This window comes from Micromonospora sp. CNZ299 (assembly GCF_002754415.1).
The window spans coordinates 3,841,254-3,861,503 of the sequence record NZ_PEFG01000001.1 but is presented as its reverse complement, the minus strand read 5'-3'; the positions used below and the strand labels follow the sequence as shown (position 1 = coordinate 3,861,503).

Annotated in this window: 20 protein-coding genes; 4 read left to right on the top strand and 16 right to left on the bottom strand. The window is 73.6% G+C overall.

The features are described 5' to 3' along the window. Positions 1-54 precede the first annotated feature (54 nt). From CLT68_RS18065 to CLT68_RS18055, 3 genes are all read right to left on the bottom strand, one after another. Positions 55-330 carry a ubiquitin-like small modifier protein 1 gene (locus CLT68_RS18065; RefSeq protein ID WP_088947505.1) on the bottom strand — a complete coding sequence of 92 codons (276 nt, stop codon included), beginning with the start codon at positions 328-330 and terminating at the stop codon, positions 55-57. Between the two features lies 1 nt (position 331). Next, positions 332-1,417 (bottom strand): glycosyl hydrolase, encoded by a 1,086-nt coding sequence (locus tag CLT68_RS18060; RefSeq protein WP_099852301.1) that lies wholly within the window; start codon positions 1,415-1,417, stop codon positions 332-334. 82 nt (positions 1,418-1,499) lie between these two features. Beyond that, on the bottom strand, positions 1,500-2,165 hold the full coding sequence (locus tag CLT68_RS18055; protein WP_099852300.1) for a DNA-3-methyladenine glycosylase: 666 nt from the start codon (positions 2,163-2,165) through the stop codon (positions 1,500-1,502). 99 nt (positions 2,166-2,264) lie between these two features. On the opposite strand from CLT68_RS18055, the gene CLT68_RS18050 reads away from it, so the two are divergent. Next, positions 2,265-2,690, top strand: a complete 426-nt coding sequence (locus CLT68_RS18050) for a DNA-binding protein (protein WP_088947503.1) — start codon at positions 2,265-2,267, stop codon at positions 2,688-2,690. Positions 2,691-2,830: 140 nt separating this feature from the next. Beyond that, positions 2,831-3,184, top strand: a complete 354-nt coding sequence (locus CLT68_RS18045; protein WP_099852299.1) for an MmcQ/YjbR family DNA-binding protein — start codon at positions 2,831-2,833, stop codon at positions 3,182-3,184. Positions 3,185-3,227: 43 nt separating this feature from the next. Here the strand turns inward: CLT68_RS18045 and argH are convergent, their stop codons facing one another. The 8 genes from argH to argC all read right to left on the bottom strand — a co-directional run bounded on the left by argH (position 3,228) and on the right by argC (position 11,780). After that, positions 3,228-4,691: an argininosuccinate lyase gene (argH, locus tag CLT68_RS18040; RefSeq protein ID WP_088951635.1), complete on the bottom strand. Its 1,464-nt coding sequence runs from the start codon at positions 4,689-4,691 to the stop codon at positions 3,228-3,230. A 76-nt stretch (positions 4,692-4,767) separates the two neighbouring features. Then, entirely contained in the window at positions 4,768-5,979 is a 1,212-nt protein-coding gene (locus CLT68_RS18035; protein WP_088947501.1) for an argininosuccinate synthase, read from the bottom strand. Next, positions 5,976-6,491, bottom strand: a complete 516-nt coding sequence (locus tag CLT68_RS18030; RefSeq protein WP_088947500.1) for an arginine repressor — start codon at positions 6,489-6,491, stop codon at positions 5,976-5,978. Before CLT68_RS18030 ends, CLT68_RS18035 begins: the two co-directional genes overlap by 4 nt. Then, positions 6,488-7,426 (bottom strand): ornithine carbamoyltransferase, encoded by a 939-nt coding sequence (gene argF / locus CLT68_RS18025; RefSeq protein WP_099852297.1) that lies wholly within the window; start codon positions 7,424-7,426, stop codon positions 6,488-6,490. Before argF ends, CLT68_RS18030 begins: the two co-directional genes overlap by 4 nt. Then, a complete protein-coding gene (locus CLT68_RS18020) occupies positions 7,423-8,652 on the bottom strand; it encodes an acetylornithine transaminase (RefSeq protein ID WP_099852296.1) in 1,230 nt (409 codons plus the stop codon). The genes argF and CLT68_RS18020 overlap by 4 nt, the downstream gene beginning before the upstream one ends. Further along, a complete protein-coding gene (argB, locus tag CLT68_RS18015; protein WP_099852295.1) occupies positions 8,649-9,554 on the bottom strand; it encodes an acetylglutamate kinase in 906 nt (301 codons plus the stop codon). The genes CLT68_RS18020 and argB overlap by 4 nt, the downstream gene beginning before the upstream one ends. Before the next feature lie 55 nt (positions 9,555-9,609). Next, positions 9,610-10,782, bottom strand: a complete 1,173-nt coding sequence (gene argJ / locus CLT68_RS18010) for a bifunctional glutamate N-acetyltransferase/amino-acid acetyltransferase ArgJ (protein ID WP_099852293.1) — start codon at positions 10,780-10,782, stop codon at positions 9,610-9,612. Continuing rightward, the gene (gene argC, locus CLT68_RS18005) at positions 10,779-11,780 is read right to left on the bottom strand and encodes an N-acetyl-gamma-glutamyl-phosphate reductase (RefSeq protein ID WP_088947495.1); all 1,002 of its coding nucleotides are present in this window, start codon (positions 11,778-11,780) and stop codon (positions 10,779-10,781) included. Before argC ends, argJ begins: the two co-directional genes overlap by 4 nt. 224 nt (positions 11,781-12,004) lie before the next feature. On the opposite strand from argC, the gene CLT68_RS18000 reads away from it, so the two are divergent. After that, positions 12,005-13,837, top strand: a complete 1,833-nt coding sequence (locus CLT68_RS18000; protein WP_143743200.1) for a BTAD domain-containing putative transcriptional regulator — start codon at positions 12,005-12,007, stop codon at positions 13,835-13,837. Here the strand turns inward: CLT68_RS18000 and CLT68_RS17995 are convergent. From CLT68_RS17995 to CLT68_RS17985, 3 genes are read right to left on the bottom strand one after another with little or no spacing between them, the layout of a single operon-like run. Continuing rightward, entirely contained in the window at positions 13,807-15,651 is a 1,845-nt protein-coding gene (locus CLT68_RS17995) for an ABC transporter ATP-binding protein (RefSeq protein ID WP_099852290.1), read from the bottom strand. The two genes, CLT68_RS18000 and CLT68_RS17995, sit on opposite strands and share 31 nt — an antisense overlap. Continuing rightward, positions 15,648-16,187, bottom strand: a complete 540-nt coding sequence (locus tag CLT68_RS17990) for a hypothetical protein (RefSeq protein WP_099852289.1) — start codon at positions 16,185-16,187, stop codon at positions 15,648-15,650. The genes CLT68_RS17995 and CLT68_RS17990 overlap by 4 nt, the downstream gene beginning before the upstream one ends. Before the next feature lie 37 nt (positions 16,188-16,224). Continuing rightward, complete coding sequence (locus CLT68_RS17985; RefSeq protein WP_099852287.1) at positions 16,225-16,779, bottom strand: MauE/DoxX family redox-associated membrane protein; 555 nt, start codon at positions 16,777-16,779, stop codon at positions 16,225-16,227. A gap of 156 nt (positions 16,780-16,935) precedes the next feature. Here CLT68_RS17985 and CLT68_RS17980 point away from each other — a divergent pair, with 156 nt between their 5' ends. Further along, positions 16,936-17,151, top strand: coding sequence for a hypothetical protein (locus CLT68_RS17980; RefSeq protein WP_088947490.1), 216 nt, complete (start codon positions 16,936-16,938; stop codon positions 17,149-17,151). A 69-nt stretch (positions 17,152-17,220) separates the two neighbouring features. Here the strand turns inward: CLT68_RS17980 and CLT68_RS17975 are convergent, their stop codons facing one another. Continuing rightward, on the bottom strand, positions 17,221-17,670 hold the full coding sequence (locus CLT68_RS17975) for a S26 family signal peptidase (RefSeq protein ID WP_486482214.1): 450 nt from the start codon (positions 17,668-17,670) through the stop codon (positions 17,221-17,223). A gap of 27 nt (positions 17,671-17,697) precedes the next feature. After that, a complete protein-coding gene (gene pheT, locus CLT68_RS17970) occupies positions 17,698-20,244 on the bottom strand; it encodes a phenylalanine--tRNA ligase subunit beta (protein ID WP_099852286.1) in 2,547 nt (848 codons plus the stop codon). Positions 20,245-20,250: the final 6 nt, after the last annotated feature.

The window sequence follows — 20,250 nt, the reverse complement described above, 5'->3', positions numbered from 1 at the left end:
CGGGCATCGACCGCCCGCGACCTCAGCCGCCCGCGACCTCAGCCGCCCGCGACGTCAGCCGCCCGCCACCGACGGCAACACCTGCACCTCGGCCTCGTCGCCGACCGGGGTGGCCAGACCGCCGGAGTGCCGGCAATCCTCACCGTCGACGAAGACGTTGACGTAACGGCGCAGCTCGCCGCGCTCGTCACGGATGCGCCGGGACAGCCGCGGATGATGGGCGGCCACCTCGTCGAGGACCGCCCGCAGCGTCCCGGCGGCGGTGACGCTCAGCCGACTGGCACCACCGGCCTCGCCGCGCAGCGGGCCGGGCAGCAGCACGGTGACCATCTCAGACCGCCGCGGCGCGAACGCAGAGCACGTCGGGCAGGTGCGCGGCCACCAGGGACCAGGAGTCACCCTCGTCGCGGCTGGCGTAGACCTCGCCGGAGCGGGTGCCGAAGTAGACGCCACCCGGGGTGGCCTCGTCGGCGCACATCGCATCGCGCAGCACCGCCGGATAGAACGGCCCCTCGGGCAGCCCCACCGACAGCGGCTCCCACTTGCCGCCCGCGTCTGCGGAACGGAACACCCGGCAGCGGTGGTCGGTGGGGAACCGCTCGCTGTCGGCCACCAACGGGAAGGTCCACACCATGCCGCCCCGCCCCGGGTGGGCCACCATCGGGAAGCCGAAGTCGCTGGGCAGCCCGTCGGCGATCGAGGACCAGGTGCGGCCGTCGTCGTCGGAGCGGTAGACACCGTGGTGGTTCTGCGCGTAGAGCCGCTCGGGGTTGCCGGCGTCCCGGGCGACCTTGTGCACGCACTGGCCGAACTCCGGCCACTCGTCGGGCATGAAGTAGGCACGGATGCCGGTGTTGCCCGGGGCCCAGCTCGCCCCGGCGTCCTCCGAGCGGTAGACCCCGCCGGTGGACATGGCGACCAGCAGCCGGGCCGGGTCACGCGGATGGGGCAGCACGGTGTGCACGGCCTGGCCGCCGAAGCCGGCCTCCCACTGGGGGCGGTGCGGGTGGTCCCAGAGGGAGCGGACCAGCTCGAAGCTGCGGCCACCATCGGTGGACCGGAACAGCGCGGACGGCTCGGTGCCGGCCCAGACCACGTCCGGCTGGTCGGGACCGGCCGGCATCAGCTGCCAGACCCGCCCGAGGGAGACGCCAGTGTCGGCCGGAAACGCGACCGGCGCCTCGTCGGGCTCGTCCCAGGAGGCGCCGAGGTCTTCGCTGGTGGCGACGCTGGGCCCGAAGTGCGAGCTGGTCACCCCGGCGAGCAGGCGCGGGGTGGAGCGACGGGTGTCGACCGCGACCGAATAGACACCGGTCATCGGGAAGTGCGGGCCGGTGATCTCCCAACTGCGCCGGTCGTCGGTGCTGGTGGCGAGAAACAGTCCCTTGGCCGTGCCGATCGCGAGCAGTGTTGCCATGACGTCCTCCGAACCGTCGGTGAGCAGGTGCGGTGATTATGGCCACACCCCCCGACACGTTCGTGGGACACACGCCCGGGGATCAGCGCCGGGTGCGGGGCACGTGTCGCCGGTACGCGCTGACCGTCGGGTCGCCGTCGAGCCAGAACCGCCACGGCAGGTCATGCGCGCCGGTCACGCCGACCCGCGGACCGGCGACCACCGTCTCCGGCGGCACCGGCCGCGTCGGCGGACGCAACCGGACCGGACCGTCGCCCAGCAGATACCCGCCGTACGCGGAGCGGTCGATGCCGAGCGTGGCGCAGAGCCGGGCCGGCCCACGGGCGAGGTCCACGTCCCGGCGTACGGCCGGCCGGCGGTCGCGAGCCGTGGCCAGGCCGTCGACCACCTCCCCGGCGCGCAGCAGCACGGCGGAGGCCTCCCCCTCGACACCGGTCACCACGTTCATGCACCAGTGCATCCCGTAGGTGAAGTAGACGTACGCGTGCCCGGCCGGGCCGAACATCACCGCGTTGCGCGGGGTGCGCCCCCGGTGGGCGTGCGAGGCCTGGTCCCCGGCCATGCCCGCGTACGCCTCGACCTCGGTGATCCGGACGGTGACGCCTCCCGCGTGCAGCTCGCAGCCCAGCAGCCCGCGGGCGGCCGGCAGCAGCGGGCCGGCGAGCAGGTCGGCCAGTGCCGCCGGGTCGGCGTCGGTGGCGTTGTCACCGCGCAAGTCGGTGGCGTGGTCACCGGGCAACAGGTCCATGGCCCGACGGTACCCAGCCGGGGGGCGATCGCCACGTACAACCGCTCACGGTTTAAACGTTCTGTTGACAATGTTGTGTTGAGGGTGTGTGCTCGGGACATGACGACGAACGACCCGTTCACCGCGCCGCACCCGGCCCACGCCCGTGCCCACCGCACCCACGAGGCACTCCAGCGGATCAGCGACCGGCACGCCGGCACCGACGCACAGCGGTCGCGCTGGGCCCACCCGTACGTGCTGGACCCGTGGGAGGCGGTCGCCCTGGTCACCGCGCTGGCCGCCGGCGGGGCCGAGCGGGAGCCGACGGAGGAGCCGGTCGACGCCGCCGACCTGACCGCCGCGCTGACCCTGCTGCCGCACGTCCGCGCCGAGCTGGACGCGCTGGAGGCCGGGCTGATGACGCTGGCCCGCGACCGAGGGCTGACCTGGCAGGCCATTGCGTACGGGCTGGGGCTGGGCAGCGCACAGGCGGCCCGGCAGCGCTACGAGCGGGTCGCCGCCCGCTCGGCCGAGCAGACCGGCTGACCGCGCACCCCGCGACCGCACCCGCACAAGCAGGCCGCGACCCGGCGCGCACCGCAGCCGCGACGAGACGCGCAAACCGGCACGCCGCGTGCCTGCGGGCGGCGGGACGGGCACACTGTGCGCACGACGAGGAGGCACCCATGGAGCGCGCGGACATGCTGGCGTACTGCCTGGCCAAGCCGGGGGCGTGGCTGGACCAGCCGTGGGAGGGCGACGAGGTGGTGAAGGTGGGCGGCCGGATCTTCGCGTTCCTCGGCAACGGTGGCGGCGAGCCGACGGTCGGTATCAAGTGCGGGCCGACCCGGGAGGTCGCCGACGAGTGGCTGCACCGGCACCCCGACGACGCCCGGGTGATGGCGTACATCGGTCGGTCCGGGTGGAACACGCTGCGGCTCAACGGCGGGATCGACGCCGACGAGCTCACCGAGGCGGTCGACGCGTCGTACGACATGGTGGTTGCCAAGCTCCCCAAGCGGGAGCGCCCGACGGCCTGAACCGGCCGCGGCGCCGGCGGAACCCGCCGACGCCGCGACGAGGTCAGCGCGGAACGACCCGTTCGGTGGCCCACTCCCGCCAGCCGGCCAGCCGGTCCGCCGCGTCGGCGAGCTGGTCGGCGACCGGGCCGGGGCCGGTGGAACCGGGGGTGGTGCGGGCCGCGAGGGCCGAACGGACCGAGAGCACGTCGCGCACCGACGGGTCGAGGTGCTCGCTGATCGCGGCCAGGTCCTCGTCCGAGACGTCGTTCAGCTCGCACTCCCGGGCCGCGCAGAGCGCCACCAGCCGGCCGGTGATCTCGTGCGCGTCCCGGAACGGCACGTTGCGCCGGACCAGCCAGTCGGCGACCTCGGTCGCGAGGGAGAAGCCGACCGGGGCGGCGGCGACGAGGCGGTCCACCCGGACCGTCATCGTGGAGATCATTCCCGCCAGGGCCGGCAGCAGCAGCTCCAGGGTGTCGACGGCGTCGAAGGCCGGCTCCTTGTCCTCCTGCATGTCCCGGTCGTAGGTCATCGGCAGGCCCTTGAGCATGGTGAGCACTGTCACCAGGCCACCGACGAGACGCCCGGACTTGCCGCGCGCCAGCTCTGCGATGTCCGCATTCTTCTTCTGCGGCATGATCGACGAGCCGGTGGCGAACGAGTCGTCCAGCTCGACCCAGCCGAACTCGTGCGACGTCCAGAGCACCACCTCCTCGCCAAGCCGGGACAGGTGCACCCCGATCATGGCTGTGGTGAAGAGGAACTCGGCGACGAAGTCCCGGTCGGCGACCGCGTCCATCGAGTTGGCGAACGACGTGCGGAAGCCCAGCTCCTTGGCCACGGCCACCGGGTCCAGCGGCAGGCCGGAGCCCGCCAGCGCGCCCGCACCGAGCGGGCTGACCGCCGCCCGGTGGTCCCAGTCACGCAGCCGCTCCAGGTCACGCAGCAGCGGCTGCACGTGGGCGAGCAACCAGTGCCCGAACGTGACCGGCTGGGCGTGCTGGAGGTGGGTCATGCCGGGCGCGGCGGTGTCGATGTGCCGCTCGGCCTGCTCGACCAGCGCCTCGGCCAGCTCGACGAGGCGGCTGGCCACACCCCGGGCGTGGTCCCGCAGATAGAGCCGCAGGTCCGTGGCGACCTGGTCGTTGCGGGACCGGCCGGCGCGCAGTTTGCCGCCGAGGCTGCCGAGGCGCTCCAGCAGGCCGCGCTCCAGCGCGGTGTGCACGTCCTCGTCCTCGATGGTGGGGCGGAACGCCCCGGAGGCGCAGGCGGCCTCCAGGTCGTCCAACGCGGCCAGCATGCGGCCCAGCTCCTCCGGGTCGAGCAGGCCGGCGCCGGCCAGGACCCGGGCGTGCGCCCGGGAACCAGCGATGTCGTACGGGGCCAGGCGCCAGTCGAACTGCACGCTCACCGACAGTCGGGCGAGCGCCTCGGCGGGGCCGCCAGCGAACCGGCCACCCCACAGGCTCGTGCGGTTGGTGGCGGCACTGTTCTCGGTCAGGCTCTTGTCGTCCACGTCGCCCATCATTGCTCTGCCTGCCCTTCGCTCGCGACTGCGGGGCTCACTCGCTGCGCTCTCTCACTCCGCGCGCTCGCACGTGTCACTGTCCCCCACCGCCCAGCCGGGCGTCCCGAGCGGCGGCCATCCGACTCGGCAGGCCCCACAACTGCACGAAGCCCTTGGCCAGGGACTGGTCGAAGGTGTCGCCGGTGTCGTAGGTGGCCATCCCGAAGTCGTAGAGGCTCGCCTCGGAGCGCCGACCCGTCACGGTGGCCCGGCCGCCGTGCAGGGTCATCCGCACCTCACCGCTCACGTGCCGCTGCGCGTCGTCGATGAACGCGTCCAGCGAGTCCTTCAGCGGCGAGAACCACAGGCCGTCGTAGACCAGCTCGCCCCAGCGCTGGTCGACGCTCCGCTTGAAACGGGCAAGGTCGCGTTCCACGGTCACCGCCTCCAGCTCCTGGTGGGCGGTGATCAGCGCGATCGCGCCGGGCGCCTCGTACACCTCGCGGCTCTTGATGCCGACCAGGCGGTCCTCGACCATGTCGAGCCGGCCGACGCCCTGGGCGCCGGCACGCCGGTTCAGCTCCAGGATCGCCTGGTACGGGGTGACCGTCTCACCGTCGATCGCCACCGGCACACCGCCGTCGAAGGTGATCACGACCTCGTCGGCGTCGCGGTCCGACGCCGGGTCGGCAGTGTACGAGTAGAGGTCCTCGACGGGGGCGTTCCAGATGTCCTCCAGGAACCCGGTCTCCACCGCCCGACCCCACAGGTTCTGGTCGATGGAGTAGGGGGACTTGGCCGACACGTCGATCGGCAGCCCCTTCTCCTCGGCGAAGGCGATCGCCTTGTCCCGGGTCCAGGCGAAGTCCCGGGCCGGCGCGATGATCTTCAGGTCGGGGGCGAGCGCGTTCAGGCCCACCTCGAACCGGACCTGGTCGTTGCCCTTGCCGGTGCAGCCGTGCGACACGATCGTGCCGCCGTGCTTGCGCGCCGCCGCCACCAGGTGCTTCACGATCAGCGGCCGGGACAGTGCCGACACCAGCGGGTAGCGGTCCATGTAGAGGGCGTTGGCCCGGATGGCCGGCAGGCAGTAGTCGGCGGCGAACTCGTCGCGCGCGTCGACCACCTCCGACTCGGCGGCGCCGCAGTCCAGGGCACGCTGCCGGATCGCGTCGAGGTCCTCGCCGCCCTGACCGACGTCGACCGCGACCGCGATCACCTCGGCACCGGTCTGCTCGGCCAGGTACGGAATGGCGACGGAGGTGTCCAACCCTCCGGAGTACGCGAGCACGACCCGCTCGGTCATGATGCGGTGTTCCCTTCGGCGTTGTCTTCCCGTCGGGCCCAGCCGGCGAGCTTCTCGCCGAGCGCGGCCCCACCGACGGCCTCGCGGGCCACGACGAGGATGGTGTCGTCGCCGGCGATGGTGCCGACGATCTCGGGCAGGCCCGCTCGGTCCAACGCGCTGGCCAGGTACTGGGCTGCGCCCGGCGGGGTACGCAGCACCGCGATGTTGCCGCTGGAGTCGACGCCGTTGAGCAGCTCGTGCAACAGCCGCATCAGCCGCGCCGGCGCGGCCTCGGCGTCGCGCAACGGCCGTTTGCCGTCCTCGGGGATCAGGTAGACGGCCGGGCCGTCGCCGCCGCGCACCTTGACCGCGCCCAACTCCTCCAGGTCCCGCGAGAGGGTGGCCTGGGTGACGCCTACGCCGTCGGAGGCGAGCAGGTCGGCCAGCTCGGTCTGCGACCGGATCGCCTTGTCGCGGATCAGCTCCACGATCCGGGCGTGCCGGGCCGCGCGGGTCAACGGTGCGGTCATCGGGACTCCCCCGTCGCGGTGTCCAGCAGGAAGGTGAGCAGCGCCTTCTGCACGTGCAGGCGATTCTCCGCCTGGTCGAAGACCGCGCTCTGCGGGCCGTCGAGCACCTCGTCGGTGATCTCCTCACCGCGGTGCGCCGGCAGGCAGTGCAGCACGATCGCGTCCGGTGCGGCCTGGCCGAGCAGCTCCTTGTTGACCTGGTACGGCAGGAACGGCGTGATCCGGTCCAGCCCGTCGGACTCCTGCCCCATCGAGGTCCAGGTGTCGGTGGCGAGCACGTCGGCGTCGCGTACCGCCTGGGCCGGGTCGGTCAGCACCCGCACCGACCCGCCGGTCTCGGCGGCGATCCGGGCCGCCGCGTCCACCACGCCCGGGTCGGGCGCGAACCCGGCCGGACCGGCGACCCGGACGTGCATGCCGGCCATCGCCCCGGCCAGCAGGTACGACTGCGCCATGTTGTTCGCGCTGTCCCCCACGTAGGTCAGGGTGCGACCGGCCGTGCCGCCACAGCGCTCCCGGATGGTGAGCAGGTCGGCCAGCAGCTGGCACGGGTGGAAGCCGTCGGTGAGCGCGTTGACAACCGGCACGCTGGCGCCCGCCGCCACCTCGGCGATCCGGTCGTCGCCGTGGGTGCGCAGCACGATCGCCGCGACGTAGCGGGACAGCACCCGCCCCGCGTCGGCGAGGGCCTCGCCCCGGCCGAAGTGGGTGACCTGCGTGTCCACGACCAGCGGGTGCCCACCCAGTTCGGCGATGCCGACGTCGAACGAGATCCTGGTCCGCAGGCTCTGCTTGTCGAAGAGCACCGCCACCGAGCGAGGGCCGACCAGCGGCCGGTGGCCGAACCGGTCCGCCTTCATCCGCGCCGCCAGGTCGAGGACCGTGGACTGCTCGGCGGGCGAGAGGTCGTCGTCGCGCAGGAAGTGCCGGGTCATCGAGTCGTCCCCGTCGTGGTGGTCAGCGTGGAGGGTTCGCCCGCCGTGCCGGCGGCCGCCGGGGTCGTCGCGTCCAGTGCGGCGGGCAGCGCGGCGAGGAAGGTGTCCACCTGCGCGGCGGTGAGGATCAGTGGCGGGGCCAACCGGAGCACTGTCGGCTGCACCGGGTTGACCAGGAAGCCGGCCTCCCGCAGGGCCTCGGCCAGCACCGCCGCCACCGGCGCGGTGAGCGCCACACCGAGCAGCAGCCCCTCGCCGCGTACGCCGGCGATCAGCGGATGGCCCAGCGACTCGATGCCGCGGCGCAGCCGCTCGCCGACCCGCTTGACGTTGTCGAGCAGGCCCTCGTTGGCGATGGTCGCCACCACGGCGAGCGCCGCCGCGCAGCTGACCGGGTTGCCGCCGAAGGTGGTGCCGTGCGAACCGGGGGTGAGCAGGTCGGCGGCCGGGCCGAAGGCCAGCGTGGCACCGATGGGCAGCCCGCCGCCCAGACCCTTGGCGAGGGTGACCACGTCCGGCTCCACGCCCTCGGCCTGATGCCTGAACCAGTGCCCGGTGCGGCCCATGCCGGTCTGCACCTCGTCGAGGACCAGCAACGCGCCGTGCCGCGCGGTGATCCGCCGGGCCGCGGCCAGGTAACCGGCCGGCGGGACGACCACACCGTTCTCACCCTGGATCGGCTCCAGGATCAGCATCGCGGTGGCCTCGGAGACGGCCGCCTCCAGGGCGGCGACGTCGCCGTAGTCGACGTGGGTCACCTCGCCGGGCAGCGGCCGGAACGGATCGGCCTTGGCCGGCTGGCCGGTCAGCGCGAGCGCGCCCATGGTGCGGCCGTGGAAGCCGCCCCCGGTGGCCACCACGTGCGTGCGGCCGGTACGCCGGGAGAGCTTGAACGCCGCCTCGTTGGCCTCCGCGCCCGAGTTGGAGAAGAAGACCCGACCGGGCCGGCCGGCGAGCGCCAACAGCAGCTCGGCCAGGGCCACCGGCGGCTCCGCGACGAAGAGGTTGGAGACGTGCCCGAGGGTCGCGACCTGCTTCGACACCGCCGCCACCACGGCCGGGTGGGCGTGACCGAGGGCGTTCACCGCGATGCCACCGACCAGGTCCAGGTATTCGCGGCCGGCGTCGTCGACCACCACGGCACCGGCGCCGGAGACCAGCGCCAGCGGCGGCGTGCCGTAGTTGTCCATCATGGACTGCTTCCAGCGCTGCGCCAACGTGCTCACGACGCGACCATCCCGTCTCCCGGCACCACCATCGTTCCGAACCCTTCCGAGGTGAAAACCTCAAGCAACGTCGAGTGCGCCACCCGACCGTCGACGACGTGCGCGGCCGGCACTCCCCCACGCACCGCGCGCAGGCAGGCCTCCATCTTCGGCACCATCCCCGACTCCAGACTGGGCAGCAGCTTCGCCAGGTCGTCCGCGGCGATCTCGGAGACCAGGCTGGTCGTGTCCGGCCAGTCCGCGTACAGGCCGGCCACGTCGGTGAGGACGACCAGCTTGCGGGCCCGCAACGCGATCGCGAGCGCGGCGGCGGCGGTGTCCGCGTTGAGGTTGTGCAGCACCCCGTCCACGTCCGGCGCCACAGTGGAGATCACCGGGATCCGACCGGCCTCGATCAGGTCGGTCACCGCGGACACGTCGATCGACTCGACGTCACCGACCTGGCCGACGTCGACCGGCAACCCGTCCACGTACGCCGGGCGGCGCACCGCGGTGAACAACCGGGCGTCCTCGCCCGACAGGCCCACGGCGTACGGGCCGTGCGAGTTGATCAGCCCGACCAGTTCGCGGCCGACCTGCCCGACCAGCACCATCCGGACGACGTCCATCGCCTCGGCCGTGGTCACCCGCAGGCCACCCCGGAACTCGCTGGCGATGCCGAGCCGGCCCAGCATGGCGGAGATCTGCGGACCGCCGCCGTGCACCACCACCGGCTTCAGGCCCGCGTAGCGCAGGAAGACCATGTCGGCCGCGAACGCCCGCTGCAACTCGGGATCGGTCATCGCGTTGCCGCCGTACTTGACCACGACCGTGGAGCCGGAGAAGCGTGCCAACCAGGGCAGCGCCTCGATCAGCGTCTCCGCCTTGACCTGGGCGCGAGTCAGGTCGCTGCTGAGACTCACCGTGCCGGCCTTTCGTTCGCGACTGCGGCACTCCGCTGCGCTGCGTTCCTCGCGCTCACGTGGAGTACGCCGAGTTCTCGTGCACGTACGCGTGGGACAGGTCGTTGGTCCAGATCGTCGCTGCCGACGTGCCCGCGTGCAGGTCGATCCGGATCGTCACGTCCCGCCCGGTGAGGTCGACCTTCGAGCGGTCCTCGGCGGCGGCGCCGCCCCGGCACACCCACACCCCGTTGACCGCCACGTCCACCTCGTCCGGCTCGAACGCGGCGGCGGTGGTGCCGACGGCGGCGAGGATCCGGCCCCAGTTGGGGTCGTTGCCGAACAGCGCGGTCTTGACCAGGTTGTTGCGGGCCACCGAACGGCCCACCTCGACCGCGTCGTCCTCGTCGGCGGCGCCCACCACGTCGATGGCGATCTGCTTGGTCGCCCCCTCGGCGTCGGCCACCAACTGCTGGGCCAGGTCGTGACAGGCCGCGGTGACGGCGGCGGCCAGCTCGGCCGGAGTCGGCTCGATGCCACTCGCACCGCTGGCCAGCAACAACACGGTGTCGTTGGTGGACATGCAGCCGTCGGAGTCGACCCGGTCGAAGGTGACCCGGGTCGCCGCGCGCAGTGCCTCGTCCAGCGCCGCCGGCCCGGCCACCGCGTCGGTGGTCAGCACGCACAGCATGGTGGCCATTCCCGGCGCGAGCATCCCGGCGCCCTTGGCCATGCCGCCGACCGTCCACCCGCTGCCCCGGGCCACTGTGGTCTTCGACCGGGTGTCCGTGGTCATGATCGCCTCGGCGGCGGCCACGCCGCCGTCGCGGGACAACCGCCGGATCGCCGAGCGGACACCGGGCAGCAGCTTCGGCATCGGCAGCCGCTCACCGATCAACCCGGTGGAGCAGACCGCCACCTCACCGGCGCCGAGGATCAACCGTGGGCTGACCGAGGTGAGCGCGGCGGCGGTGTGCTCGGCGGTGGCATGGGTGTCCTGGAAGCCGGCCGGGCCGGTGCAGGCGTTGGCGCCACCGGAGTTGAGCACCACCGCGCGGACCACACCGCCCTGCACGACCTGCTGGCTCCAGAGCACCGGCGCGGCCTTGACCCGGTTGGTGGTGAAGACACCGGCGACACCGGCGTCCGGGCCGTCGTTGACCACGAGCGCGACGTCCGCGCCACCACTGGCCTTGAGCCCCGCGGCCACTCCGGCCGCGCGGAACCCCCGAGGGGTGGTGACACTCATGGGCTGACTCCCCAGATCGACAGGCCCGTCGTCTCCGGCAGGCCGAGCATGAGGTTGGCGTTCTGCACGGCCTGACCGGCCGCGCCCTTGCCCAGGTTGTCCAGTGCGCTGAGCACGATCAACCGGCCCGAGTCGACGTCGACGGTGGCCTGCAGGTGACACGAGTTGGAGCCCAGCGTGGCGGCCGTGTGCGGCCAGCGGCCCTCCGGCAGCACGTGCACGAACGGCGCGTCGGCGTACGCCTGCGCCAACACCTGCTGCGGGTCGACACCGCGCGCCGGGACAGCGGTGACCGTGGCCAGGATGCCGCGCGGCATCGGCGCCAGGACAGGCGTGAACGACAGGCCGGTCGCGCCGGATGCCTGCTTGATCTCCGGCACGTGCTGGTGGGTGCCCACCCGGTACGGCGACAGGTCGCCCAGCACCTCGCTGGCCAGCAGGTGCGGCTTCGCCGCCCGACCCGCTCCGGAGGTGCCGGAGGCGGCCACGACCACCACGTCGGCGGGACTGGCCGCACCGTCGGCGATCAGCGGCGCGAGCGCCAGGGTGATCGCCGCGGCGTAGCAGCCGGTGTTCGCCACCCGGGTGGAGCCGGCGATCAGCTCCCGCTGACCGGGCAGCTCGGGCAGGCCGTAGGTCCACTGCCCGGCGTGCGTGCCGCCGTAGTACTGCGCCCAGGCGTACGGGTCGGCGAGCCGGTGGTCCGCGCCCAGGTCGACGATGCGCACCTCGGCCGGCAACTGGGACGCGAGGGCAGCCGACTCGCCGTGCGGCAGGGCCAGGAAGACCAGGTCCGCGTCGGCGAGCGTCGCCGGGTCGGTCTGGCCGAGCACCAGGTCGAGCCCGGTGAGCTGCGGGTGCACCACGTCGACGCGGTGACCGGCCTGGCTGTGCGCGGTGGCGGCAACCAGGTCGAACTCCGGGTGCCCGGCGACCAGGCGCAGCAACTCACCCCCGGCGTAGCCGCTCGCACCGGCGACCGCGACTCGGATCCCCATACTCACCTCCGCATGACTATGCAGAAAAGATTAACAAGGGCGACTCACGAGTGCAAGTTCATGCAGCCCTCTGCATGGCAATGTACCGGTGCCGTCGCCGGCGAAACGCCTGAGTCAACGTTCAGCTAAATCGTCTGAGGCGGCATTCAATCGACTAGCATGACTTTCTGACGGTGGTGGCCCGGCCTGCCCGGTCCGCGTGGGGGCACCTGACGGAGGACGCGGTGGGGCTGTCGTTCGAGATCCTCGGTCCGGTCCGGCTGCGTCGCGACGGGCAGACCCTGCGGGTGCCGGCCGGCCGGCCCACAGCCTTTCTGGTCACCCTCCTGCTCCAGGCCGGCCTGGCGGTCCCGGTCGATCGGCTGCGCGAGGAGCTGTGGGGCAGACGACCCCCGGCCTCCGCCGTGGCCAACCTGCGCAGCCACGCCAGCCAGCTACGCCACCTGCTCGACTCCCCCGACGAACTGCCCCGACTGCCCGCCGAGCACGGTGGGTACCTGCTCCGCGTCGAACCGGGTGAACTGGACGCCACCGAGTTCGAACGACTCGCCACCGACGGCCACGCTGCCCGAATCAGCGGCGAACACGAACTGGCCACCACCCTGCTGAGCCGCGCGCTCGCGCTCTGGTCACCGACCGAACCGCCCCCGGCGTACGGGCCGGCGACCGCGGCCGCCTTCGACCGGCTGCGGGAGCGGCGCGCCGGCGCCCGGGAGACGTACGCGGCCTGCCGCCTCGACCTGGGCGACCGGGGCACACCGGAGCTGCTGACCCTGCTGCGCCAGCACCTCGTGGAGCACCCGCTGCGCGAACCGGCGTGGGCGCTGCTGATGACCGCGCTGCATCGCGCCGGCGACCATGCCGGCGTGGTGCATACCTACCAGGCGGCCTGCCGGGCACTCGACGGCGAACTGGGCGTGGCTCCCGGGCCCGAGCTGACCGAGCTGTACCGCTCGGTGCGCCGCCAGGAGCGCCGGACGGCGGTCCCGACCCGGCGGCCCGGCGGCACACCGCCCCGGCATCGCGCCGTCGCGTCGCGGGTGCCGCACGAGCTGCCCTGCCCCGCCGCGTCGTTCGTCGGCCGCCGGGCAGAGCTGGCCCGGCTGTGCCAGGCGCTGGTCGACGCCCGGCGGCAACCGGTCACCGTGGCCGTTTACGGCATGGCGGGCACCGGCAAGTCGGCACTGGCGCTGCGTGCCGCAGCAGCGGCGCTGGACGCCTTCCCGGACGGCCAGCTCCACCTCGATCTCGGCGGGTCGGTCGCCGACGCCCCACCGCCGCCGTTGCAGGTCGCCACCCGGGTGCTCCGGGCCCTGCACCCGGGCGCCGACGAACCGGAGCCGACCAGCGTCGCCGAGGCGCGCGCCCGCGTCCGGTCCCTGCTGTTCGACCGACGGGTGCTGCTGGTGCTCGACAACGCCGCCGACGCCACCCAGGTCGACGGCCTGCTGCCGGTCCGCGGCGGGTGCGCGCTGCTGGTCACCAGCCGCAACCCGGTCACCACCGGCGACGCCCCCGGCCTACGGCTCGATCCGCTGCCCGCCGCCGACGCGATGGCGATGCTGCGGGCCACCGCCGGTGACCGGACGGTGGACGCGGAGCCGGAGGCGGCCTCGGCGGTGGTCAACCTCTGCGAGCGGCTGCCGCTCGCATTGCGCACCGCGGCCGGCCGGCTGACCGAGGGACCGCACTGGTCGCTGACGCGGTTGGCGCGGCTGCTGCGCGACGAGCGGTACCGGCTCGCCGAGACCGGTCTCGGGCCCCGGCTCAGCGCCAGCTACCACCGGCTCGGGTCGGCAGCGCCGGTCTTCCTCCGGCTCGGCCGAGCCCACCCCGGGCCGGTCACCGCCGAACTGGCCGCCATGCTGAGCGGGGCTCCGCCCGAGGACGCGGCGCGGGCACTGGACCGGCTGGTCGCCGCGCAGCTCGCCGAGCCGGCCGGACCGGGCCGGTTCCACATCGGCGAACTCGTCCGGCTCTACGCCGCCGAACTCGCCGCCACCGAGGCGAGCGGTGACCTGGCCGGTCAGACCGGCGCCGGGGCGTCCTCCCGGTAACCGCGGGCCTGCAGGCCGAACAACCGGGCGTACCGCCCTGCGGCGGCGAGCAGCTCCCGGTGGTCACCCCGCTCGACGACCCGACCGTCGGCGAGCACCACGATCGTGTCCGCGTCGCGCACCGCGTTGAGCCGGTGCGAGATGAGCAGACTGGTCCGACCCCGGCGCAGCTCACCCAACCGGCGGTGCAGGTCGTGCTCGGCCTCGGCGTCCAGGCCGGAGCTGGGCTCGTCCAGAATCAGCAGGTCCCGCTCGGCCCGCAGGAACCCCCGGGCAAGCGCCACCCGTTGCCACTGACCGCCGGAGAGCACCACCCCGGCCTGCGGGTCGTCCCGGTCCGGGCCGTCGAAGAAGATCCGGGTCAGCAGGGTGTCGTAGCCGCGGGGCAGCGCGGTCAACGTGTCGTCGATGCCCGCATGCCGGGCGGCGGTTCGCAGCCGCTCCGGGTCCTCGCGCGCGCCCAGGTCACCCAACGCGATGTTCTCCGCCGCGCTGAGGTCGTACGGCATGAAGTCCTGGAACACCGCCCCCAGCCGCTCGCGCAGCTCCGCCGGATCGAACTCGCGCAGGTCGACCCCGTTCCACCGGATGCTGCCGCGCTCCGGGTCGTAGAAGCGGCAGAGGAGCTTGACCAGGGTGCTCTTGCCGGCGCCGTTCAGCCCCACCAGAGCGGTCGTGGCCCCGGCGCGCAGGTGCAGGTCCACACCCCGCAGCACCCACGGATGCTGCGGCGAGTAGCGGAACCACACATCGCGCAGCTCGATGCCCTCGGTCAGCGGTGGCACCGGCCGGGGGGTGGCCGGCACCGGCAGGTCCGTCTCGACGTGCGCCACCTGGTCGTAGTGCTCGAAGAGCAGCAGCGCCTGGTGGATCGCACCGAGCTGGACGACAAGGCTGCCCAGCGCACCCTGCACCCCCGGGATCGCGGCCAGGAAGATCACCACGTCGCCGGGGCTGAGCCCGCCCGCGCGGGCGACCGAGACGGTGTAGACCACCCCGATGCCCGCCACCGTCGCGCCGAGCAGGCCAAGCACCGCCTGGGCGCGCACCTCCCGGCGGTCCAGTTTCTGCTCCACCCGGTGCAGGTCGTGCAGCTCGTCGAGCATCCGGTCGCCGAAGAACCGGCCCAGACCGAACAGGCGCACCTCTTTGGCCGCCGGCACACCCACCAGCAGCTGGGCGAAGAACAGGTCCCGCCGTTGGAAGTGCTCCATCCGCAGCACCATCGCCGCGCGGGCCCGGTTGAGCCGTAGCTGCATCCAGAGTGTTGGCAGCGCGGCGAGCAGCACCAACGCCCCGATCAGCGGGTTGAGCATCAACAGGACGCCGAGGAACCCCGTCATCGCCAGTGCGCTCTGCACCGCGCCGAACGTGTTGCCGGTCAGCTGGGTGGGACCGAGGTGACCGGTCTGCTGGGCGGCCTGCAACCGGTCCTGGAACTCCGGATCCTCCAACCGCACCAGCCCGACGAGCCGCTGCACCGCGTCGTAGAGGCGGCGGCGCACCAGCCGCGACACCGCCCGCGACCGCTGCGCCGCCACGTAGGTGCGCAGGTGCGGCAGGACCGTGCCGAGCGCGGCGGCCATGGCGAGGCCGGCGGCGAGCGCGGTCAGCGGCACGCCGGCCGAGCCGCCACCGGTGAGCCGGTCCAGCACGAGCTTGGTGAGCGCCGCCACGAGGACCGGGGTCAAACCGGCCAGCACGGCGAGCAGCAGGTCCGTCGTAGTGCCCCCCGGGGCGGCCCGCCAGGTCAGCCCCAGTGCCGACCGGGCGTGCCGGGCAGCCCGCCGCGGTGCCAGCCGGGGGCCGCTCACCGCGCCACCGGCAGGTCCAACCGGGCGATGCCGAACGCCGTCGACGCCACGATGCCGCGCTCGTCGAGCAAACCGAACGCCGGGAACCCCTTCACCCCGAACGCCAGCGGAAGCGCGCCGGTGCCCGGCTCCACGAAGACGGTCGCCAGGCCGGTGAACCGCTCCGCGTACGGCTGGGTCTCCGGACCCTTCCCGACCACCACGATCCAGACGTGCTCCGCGCCGCCGGGCATCGTCCTTGCCCGGTCGACGAGCACCGGCAACTGCTCCTCGCAGTGCTCACAGCTCGGCGAGAGGAACGCCACCAGGGTCATCGGCGGCAGATCGGCGCGCGCGAGCACGCGACCATCCGCAGTGGTTGACACAAAGTCACCGGGGATCGAACCCACCTCCAGCATCACCGCCGGTGGTTGGCCCTGCTGGTCGCTGAGCAGGTCGGAGTGCTCGCGCAGCCGGCGGACCACACCGAGCAGCAGGACCAGGTTGAGCAGGCCGAGAGCGGCGACGAGGACGACGGCGACGGTCAACAGGGCCATGAGGGCTCCTTCGGGGTGCGGGGATACGAACCGGGGGTCAGTGCCGACCGGCCGGACGGGACTGTCGCGGCGACGTGGGGGCGAACAGGGCGACCAGGTCGTCGAGCCGGACCACCACTGCGGCGAGGGGAACCGCCACACCGACGGCGACCAGGACGGCCGACGCGGACGGCGGCGGCCCGGTGGCGGTGGCCCAGCCGAACAGGCCGAGCAGCGCCACCGCGGCGAGGGCGAGGTTGCGCCCGACGTGCCGGGGCCCGACCGGCGCGTCGGCGGCGCCGAAGCAGCGGCAGGCCGGCCGGGCACCCCGACGCAACGCCCCGACGATCGCGGCGGTGAGCACACCGAGCAGCCCGACGGCGAGCACCAGCCCGACGGGCACGGTCCGGGGGACGGCGAGCAGCACCACGACGGCGGCCTCGGCGGCCACCGCGACGCGGGCAGCGGGCACGGTCCAGCGGTCGGGCACGCCGAACTGGCCGACCGACCCGACGAAGGCGGCGAAACCCGCCCGGGTCCGCAGCTTGCCGACGACCGCGGCGAGGAACACCAGGGCCAGCAGCAGCCGTGCGGTCAGTTCCAGGGCTCGCATCCGTACGCACCTCCCATTGCCGGGAGGCCCACGCTAGAAGTGGCGGATACATCGCGGATACATCGACTGTTGCCGACCTCCGGCTCGGCTGTACCGGCGGTGTACCGACCCGCCGTAGCGTCCCGGCAACGATCCGTATCGAGGGGAGGTGAACGGATGTTCCGTCGACTGGAGAACCTGGGCGAGCGGATGCTCGGCGTGTTCGTACCCAAGGTGACGGCAGCCGCCGGCTGTCCGCCGGACCCGTACTGCGCGCTCTGTGGGACGTGCTACTTCAAGCGGTGCAGCACGAACCTGGCCTGCAAGACGACCTGCGGAAGCTGCGGTTACTACTGCAGCGCGGGCGCGAGCACGATGAGCGCTCTCTGCTGAGGCGCTGACGGCGTGCCACCCGGCCCGGGCCGGGTGGCACGCCGTTCCGCATGCCACCCGCGCCGACGGTCAGTCCGCGCGCGGTCGCGGCCGGACCACCACGCCGAGCACGTCCGGCTCCGGAATGTAGCCGCACTCACGGGAGTCGTAGCTCTGCGACGGGTTGTCGCCGAGCACCACCAGCCGACCGGCCGGCACGACCTGCTCGCCGCTCTGGCGCAGCAGCGGCACCCGGTCCACCGGCACCGGGTCACCGGGCACCGCGTACGCCCGCTTGATCAGCAGGCCGGGCGTGCCCGTCGCGTCGGGGCGGGTGGGTCGCCCGGCGGTCATCTCCGCCGGGGCGACCACCACGACGACGTCGCCGGCCCGGATCCGGGCCAGCGGCACGCGCCGGGCCAGCACCCGGTCACCGGAGCGCAGCGTCGGCTCCATGCTGCGCCCCACGACCGCGACCAGCAGCAGGTGCCGGCGGGCCCAGATCAGGGCGGCGGTGGCCACCGCGAACACGGCGGCCACCGCGAGCCATCCCAGCACCGGCACCGCTCAGGCGCCGCGCAGGGTGGCGCCGAGGCGCTCCGCCGCGACGGCGACCGCCGCGTCCCGTGCCGCGACCGCCTCCTCGACGGTGAGCGTCCGGTCCGGTGCCCGGAAGGTGAGCTTGTACGCCAACGAGCGGCGACCGTCACCGAGCTGCGCGCCGGAGTACACGTCGAACAGCCGCACGTCCTCCAGCAGCTCACCGGCGCCCGCCTCCAGCGCCCGGCGTACCTGCTCCGCCGGCACCGAGTCGTCCACCACCAGGGCCACGTCGATCAGCGCCGGCGGGAAGCCGGACACCGTCGGCGCGGGCGTCACCGGGGTCGGCGGCAGCGCGTCGAGGTCCAGCTCCATCGCGCAGGTGCGTCGGGGCAGCTCCAGCGCCGCGACGACCACCGGGTGCAGCTCACCGGCGTGCCCGACGACCGCGCCGTCGACCCGCAGCTCGGCGCAGCGGCCCGGGTGCCACGGCGCGTACTCGGCCGCCCGCACCTCGACCCGCTCGTCGGGAATCCCGGCGGCGTCGAGCACGTCACGGGCCGCCTCGATCGCGTCCGCCCAGCCGGCCGGTCGACCCGCACCCCACCAACCGGCGGGGTCGAGGTCGCCGGCGAGCACCACCGCGACGTGCACCGGCTGCGCCGGCACCACCGCGTCGGCGGCGGCGAACTCCGCGTCGGTGGGACGCCGGTCCACGCCCATCGCCGGCGGGCTGCCGGCACCGACGCGCGGGTGGAAGACCGCGCCGATCTCGTAGAGGGCGAGGTCGCGGTGACCTCGACCGAGGTTGCGCTTGAGGATGCCGAGCAGCGGGCCGAGCAGCGTGGTGCGCAGCAGCGGCTCCTCCTCGGACAACGGGTTGGCCAGCCGCACGGCGGGGCGACGCGGGTCGTCGGCCGCCAGGCCGAGCTGGTCGGCCAGCTCCGGCGACACGAACGGGTGCGCGAGCACCTCCACGTACCCCCGCTCAGCGAGGGACCCGGCGACCGCCCGGCGCCGACGTTGCCGCGGGGTCAGGCCGCGACCGGGGGGCGCGGTCGGCAGCACCGACGGCACCCGGTCGTACCCGTCGAGGCGGACCACCTCCTCGACCAGGTCGGCCGGGTCGGTCAGGTCGGGCCGCCAGGTCGGCGGGGTGACGCTCAGCGCCGTCCCGGCGCCGCTGGCCACGCCGACCGCGCCCGGGTCCTCGGACAACCGGTCCACGCCCTGCGCGACGGTGCAGCCGACCCGCTCCAGCAGGGCGACCACCCGCGCCGGCGGGTACTCCACGCCGACCCGCCGGGTGGGCAGGTCCGCAGGCAGGGTGATCGGGGTACGCGGACGGACGTGGTCGATGTCCAGGACCTCCGCGCCCGGGGTGCCACCGCCGTGCTCGGTGAGCAGCCGCACGGCACGTTCCAACGCGACCAGCGCCACGGCCGGGTCGACGCCCCGCTCCCAGCGCTTCGCGGCCTCGCTGAACAGCTTGTGCCGGCGGGCCGTACGCCCGACCATCGCCGGGTCCCAGTGCGCCGCCTCGAAGAGCACTGTGGTGGTGTCGGCGACGACCTCGCTGGTCTCGCCGCCCATCACGGCCGCGAGGGAGATCGGGCCACTGTCGTCGCAGATGACCATGTCGTCGGCGGTGAGCACCCGGTTGACACCGTCCAGGGTGGTCAGCTTCTCCCCCGCCTCGGCGCGACGGACCACCAGCGGCCCGACGACCCGGTCGGCGTCGAAGGCGTGCATCGGCTGGCCCAGCTCCAACATCACGTAGTTGGTGATGTCCACCGGCAACGAGATGCTGCGGATGCCGGCGGTGACCAGCCGCTGCTGCATCCACGACGGGGTGGGCGCGCTCGGGTCGACGCCCCGGACCAGGCGGGCGGTGAACCGGTCGCAGCCGACAGTGTCGCGGACCTCCACCGGGTACGCGGGTGTCTCGGTGCCGCTCGGCGCGGGCGCCAGGGCCGGGTCGTGCAGCGGCACGTCGAACGCGTGCGACAGCTCCCGGGCCAGACCCCGCAGGCTCAGCGCGTAACCCCGGTCGGGGGTGATCTCCAGATCGAGCACGACGTCGTCGAGGCCGACCACCGGGCGCGCGTCGTCGCCCGGCTTGGCCGTCACGCCCGGCCCCAGCACGATGATGCCGGAGTGGTCGTCGCCGAGACCCAGCTCCTTCGCCGAGCAGATCATGCCCGCGGAGTTGTGCCCGTACGTCTTGCGGGCGCCGATCGCGAACCCGCCGGGCAGCACACCGCCGGGCAGGATCACGACCACGCGGTCACCGACGGCGAAGTTGCGCGCCCCGCAGACGATCTCCTGCGGCTCCCCGGTGCCGTTGGCGTCACCCACGTCGACCCGGCAGAACCGGATCGGCTTCTTGAAGCCGGTGAGCTCCTCGATCTCGCGGACCTCACCGACGACGAGCTGACCGGTGACGGTGGCGGCCAGGTCCACCACGGACTCGACCTCGATGCCGAGGTCGACCAGGGCCTGCTCCAGGTCACCGGTGGGCAGGTCGGCGGGGAGGTCGACGTACTCCCGCAGCCAACTGACAGAAACTCGCATGACTTC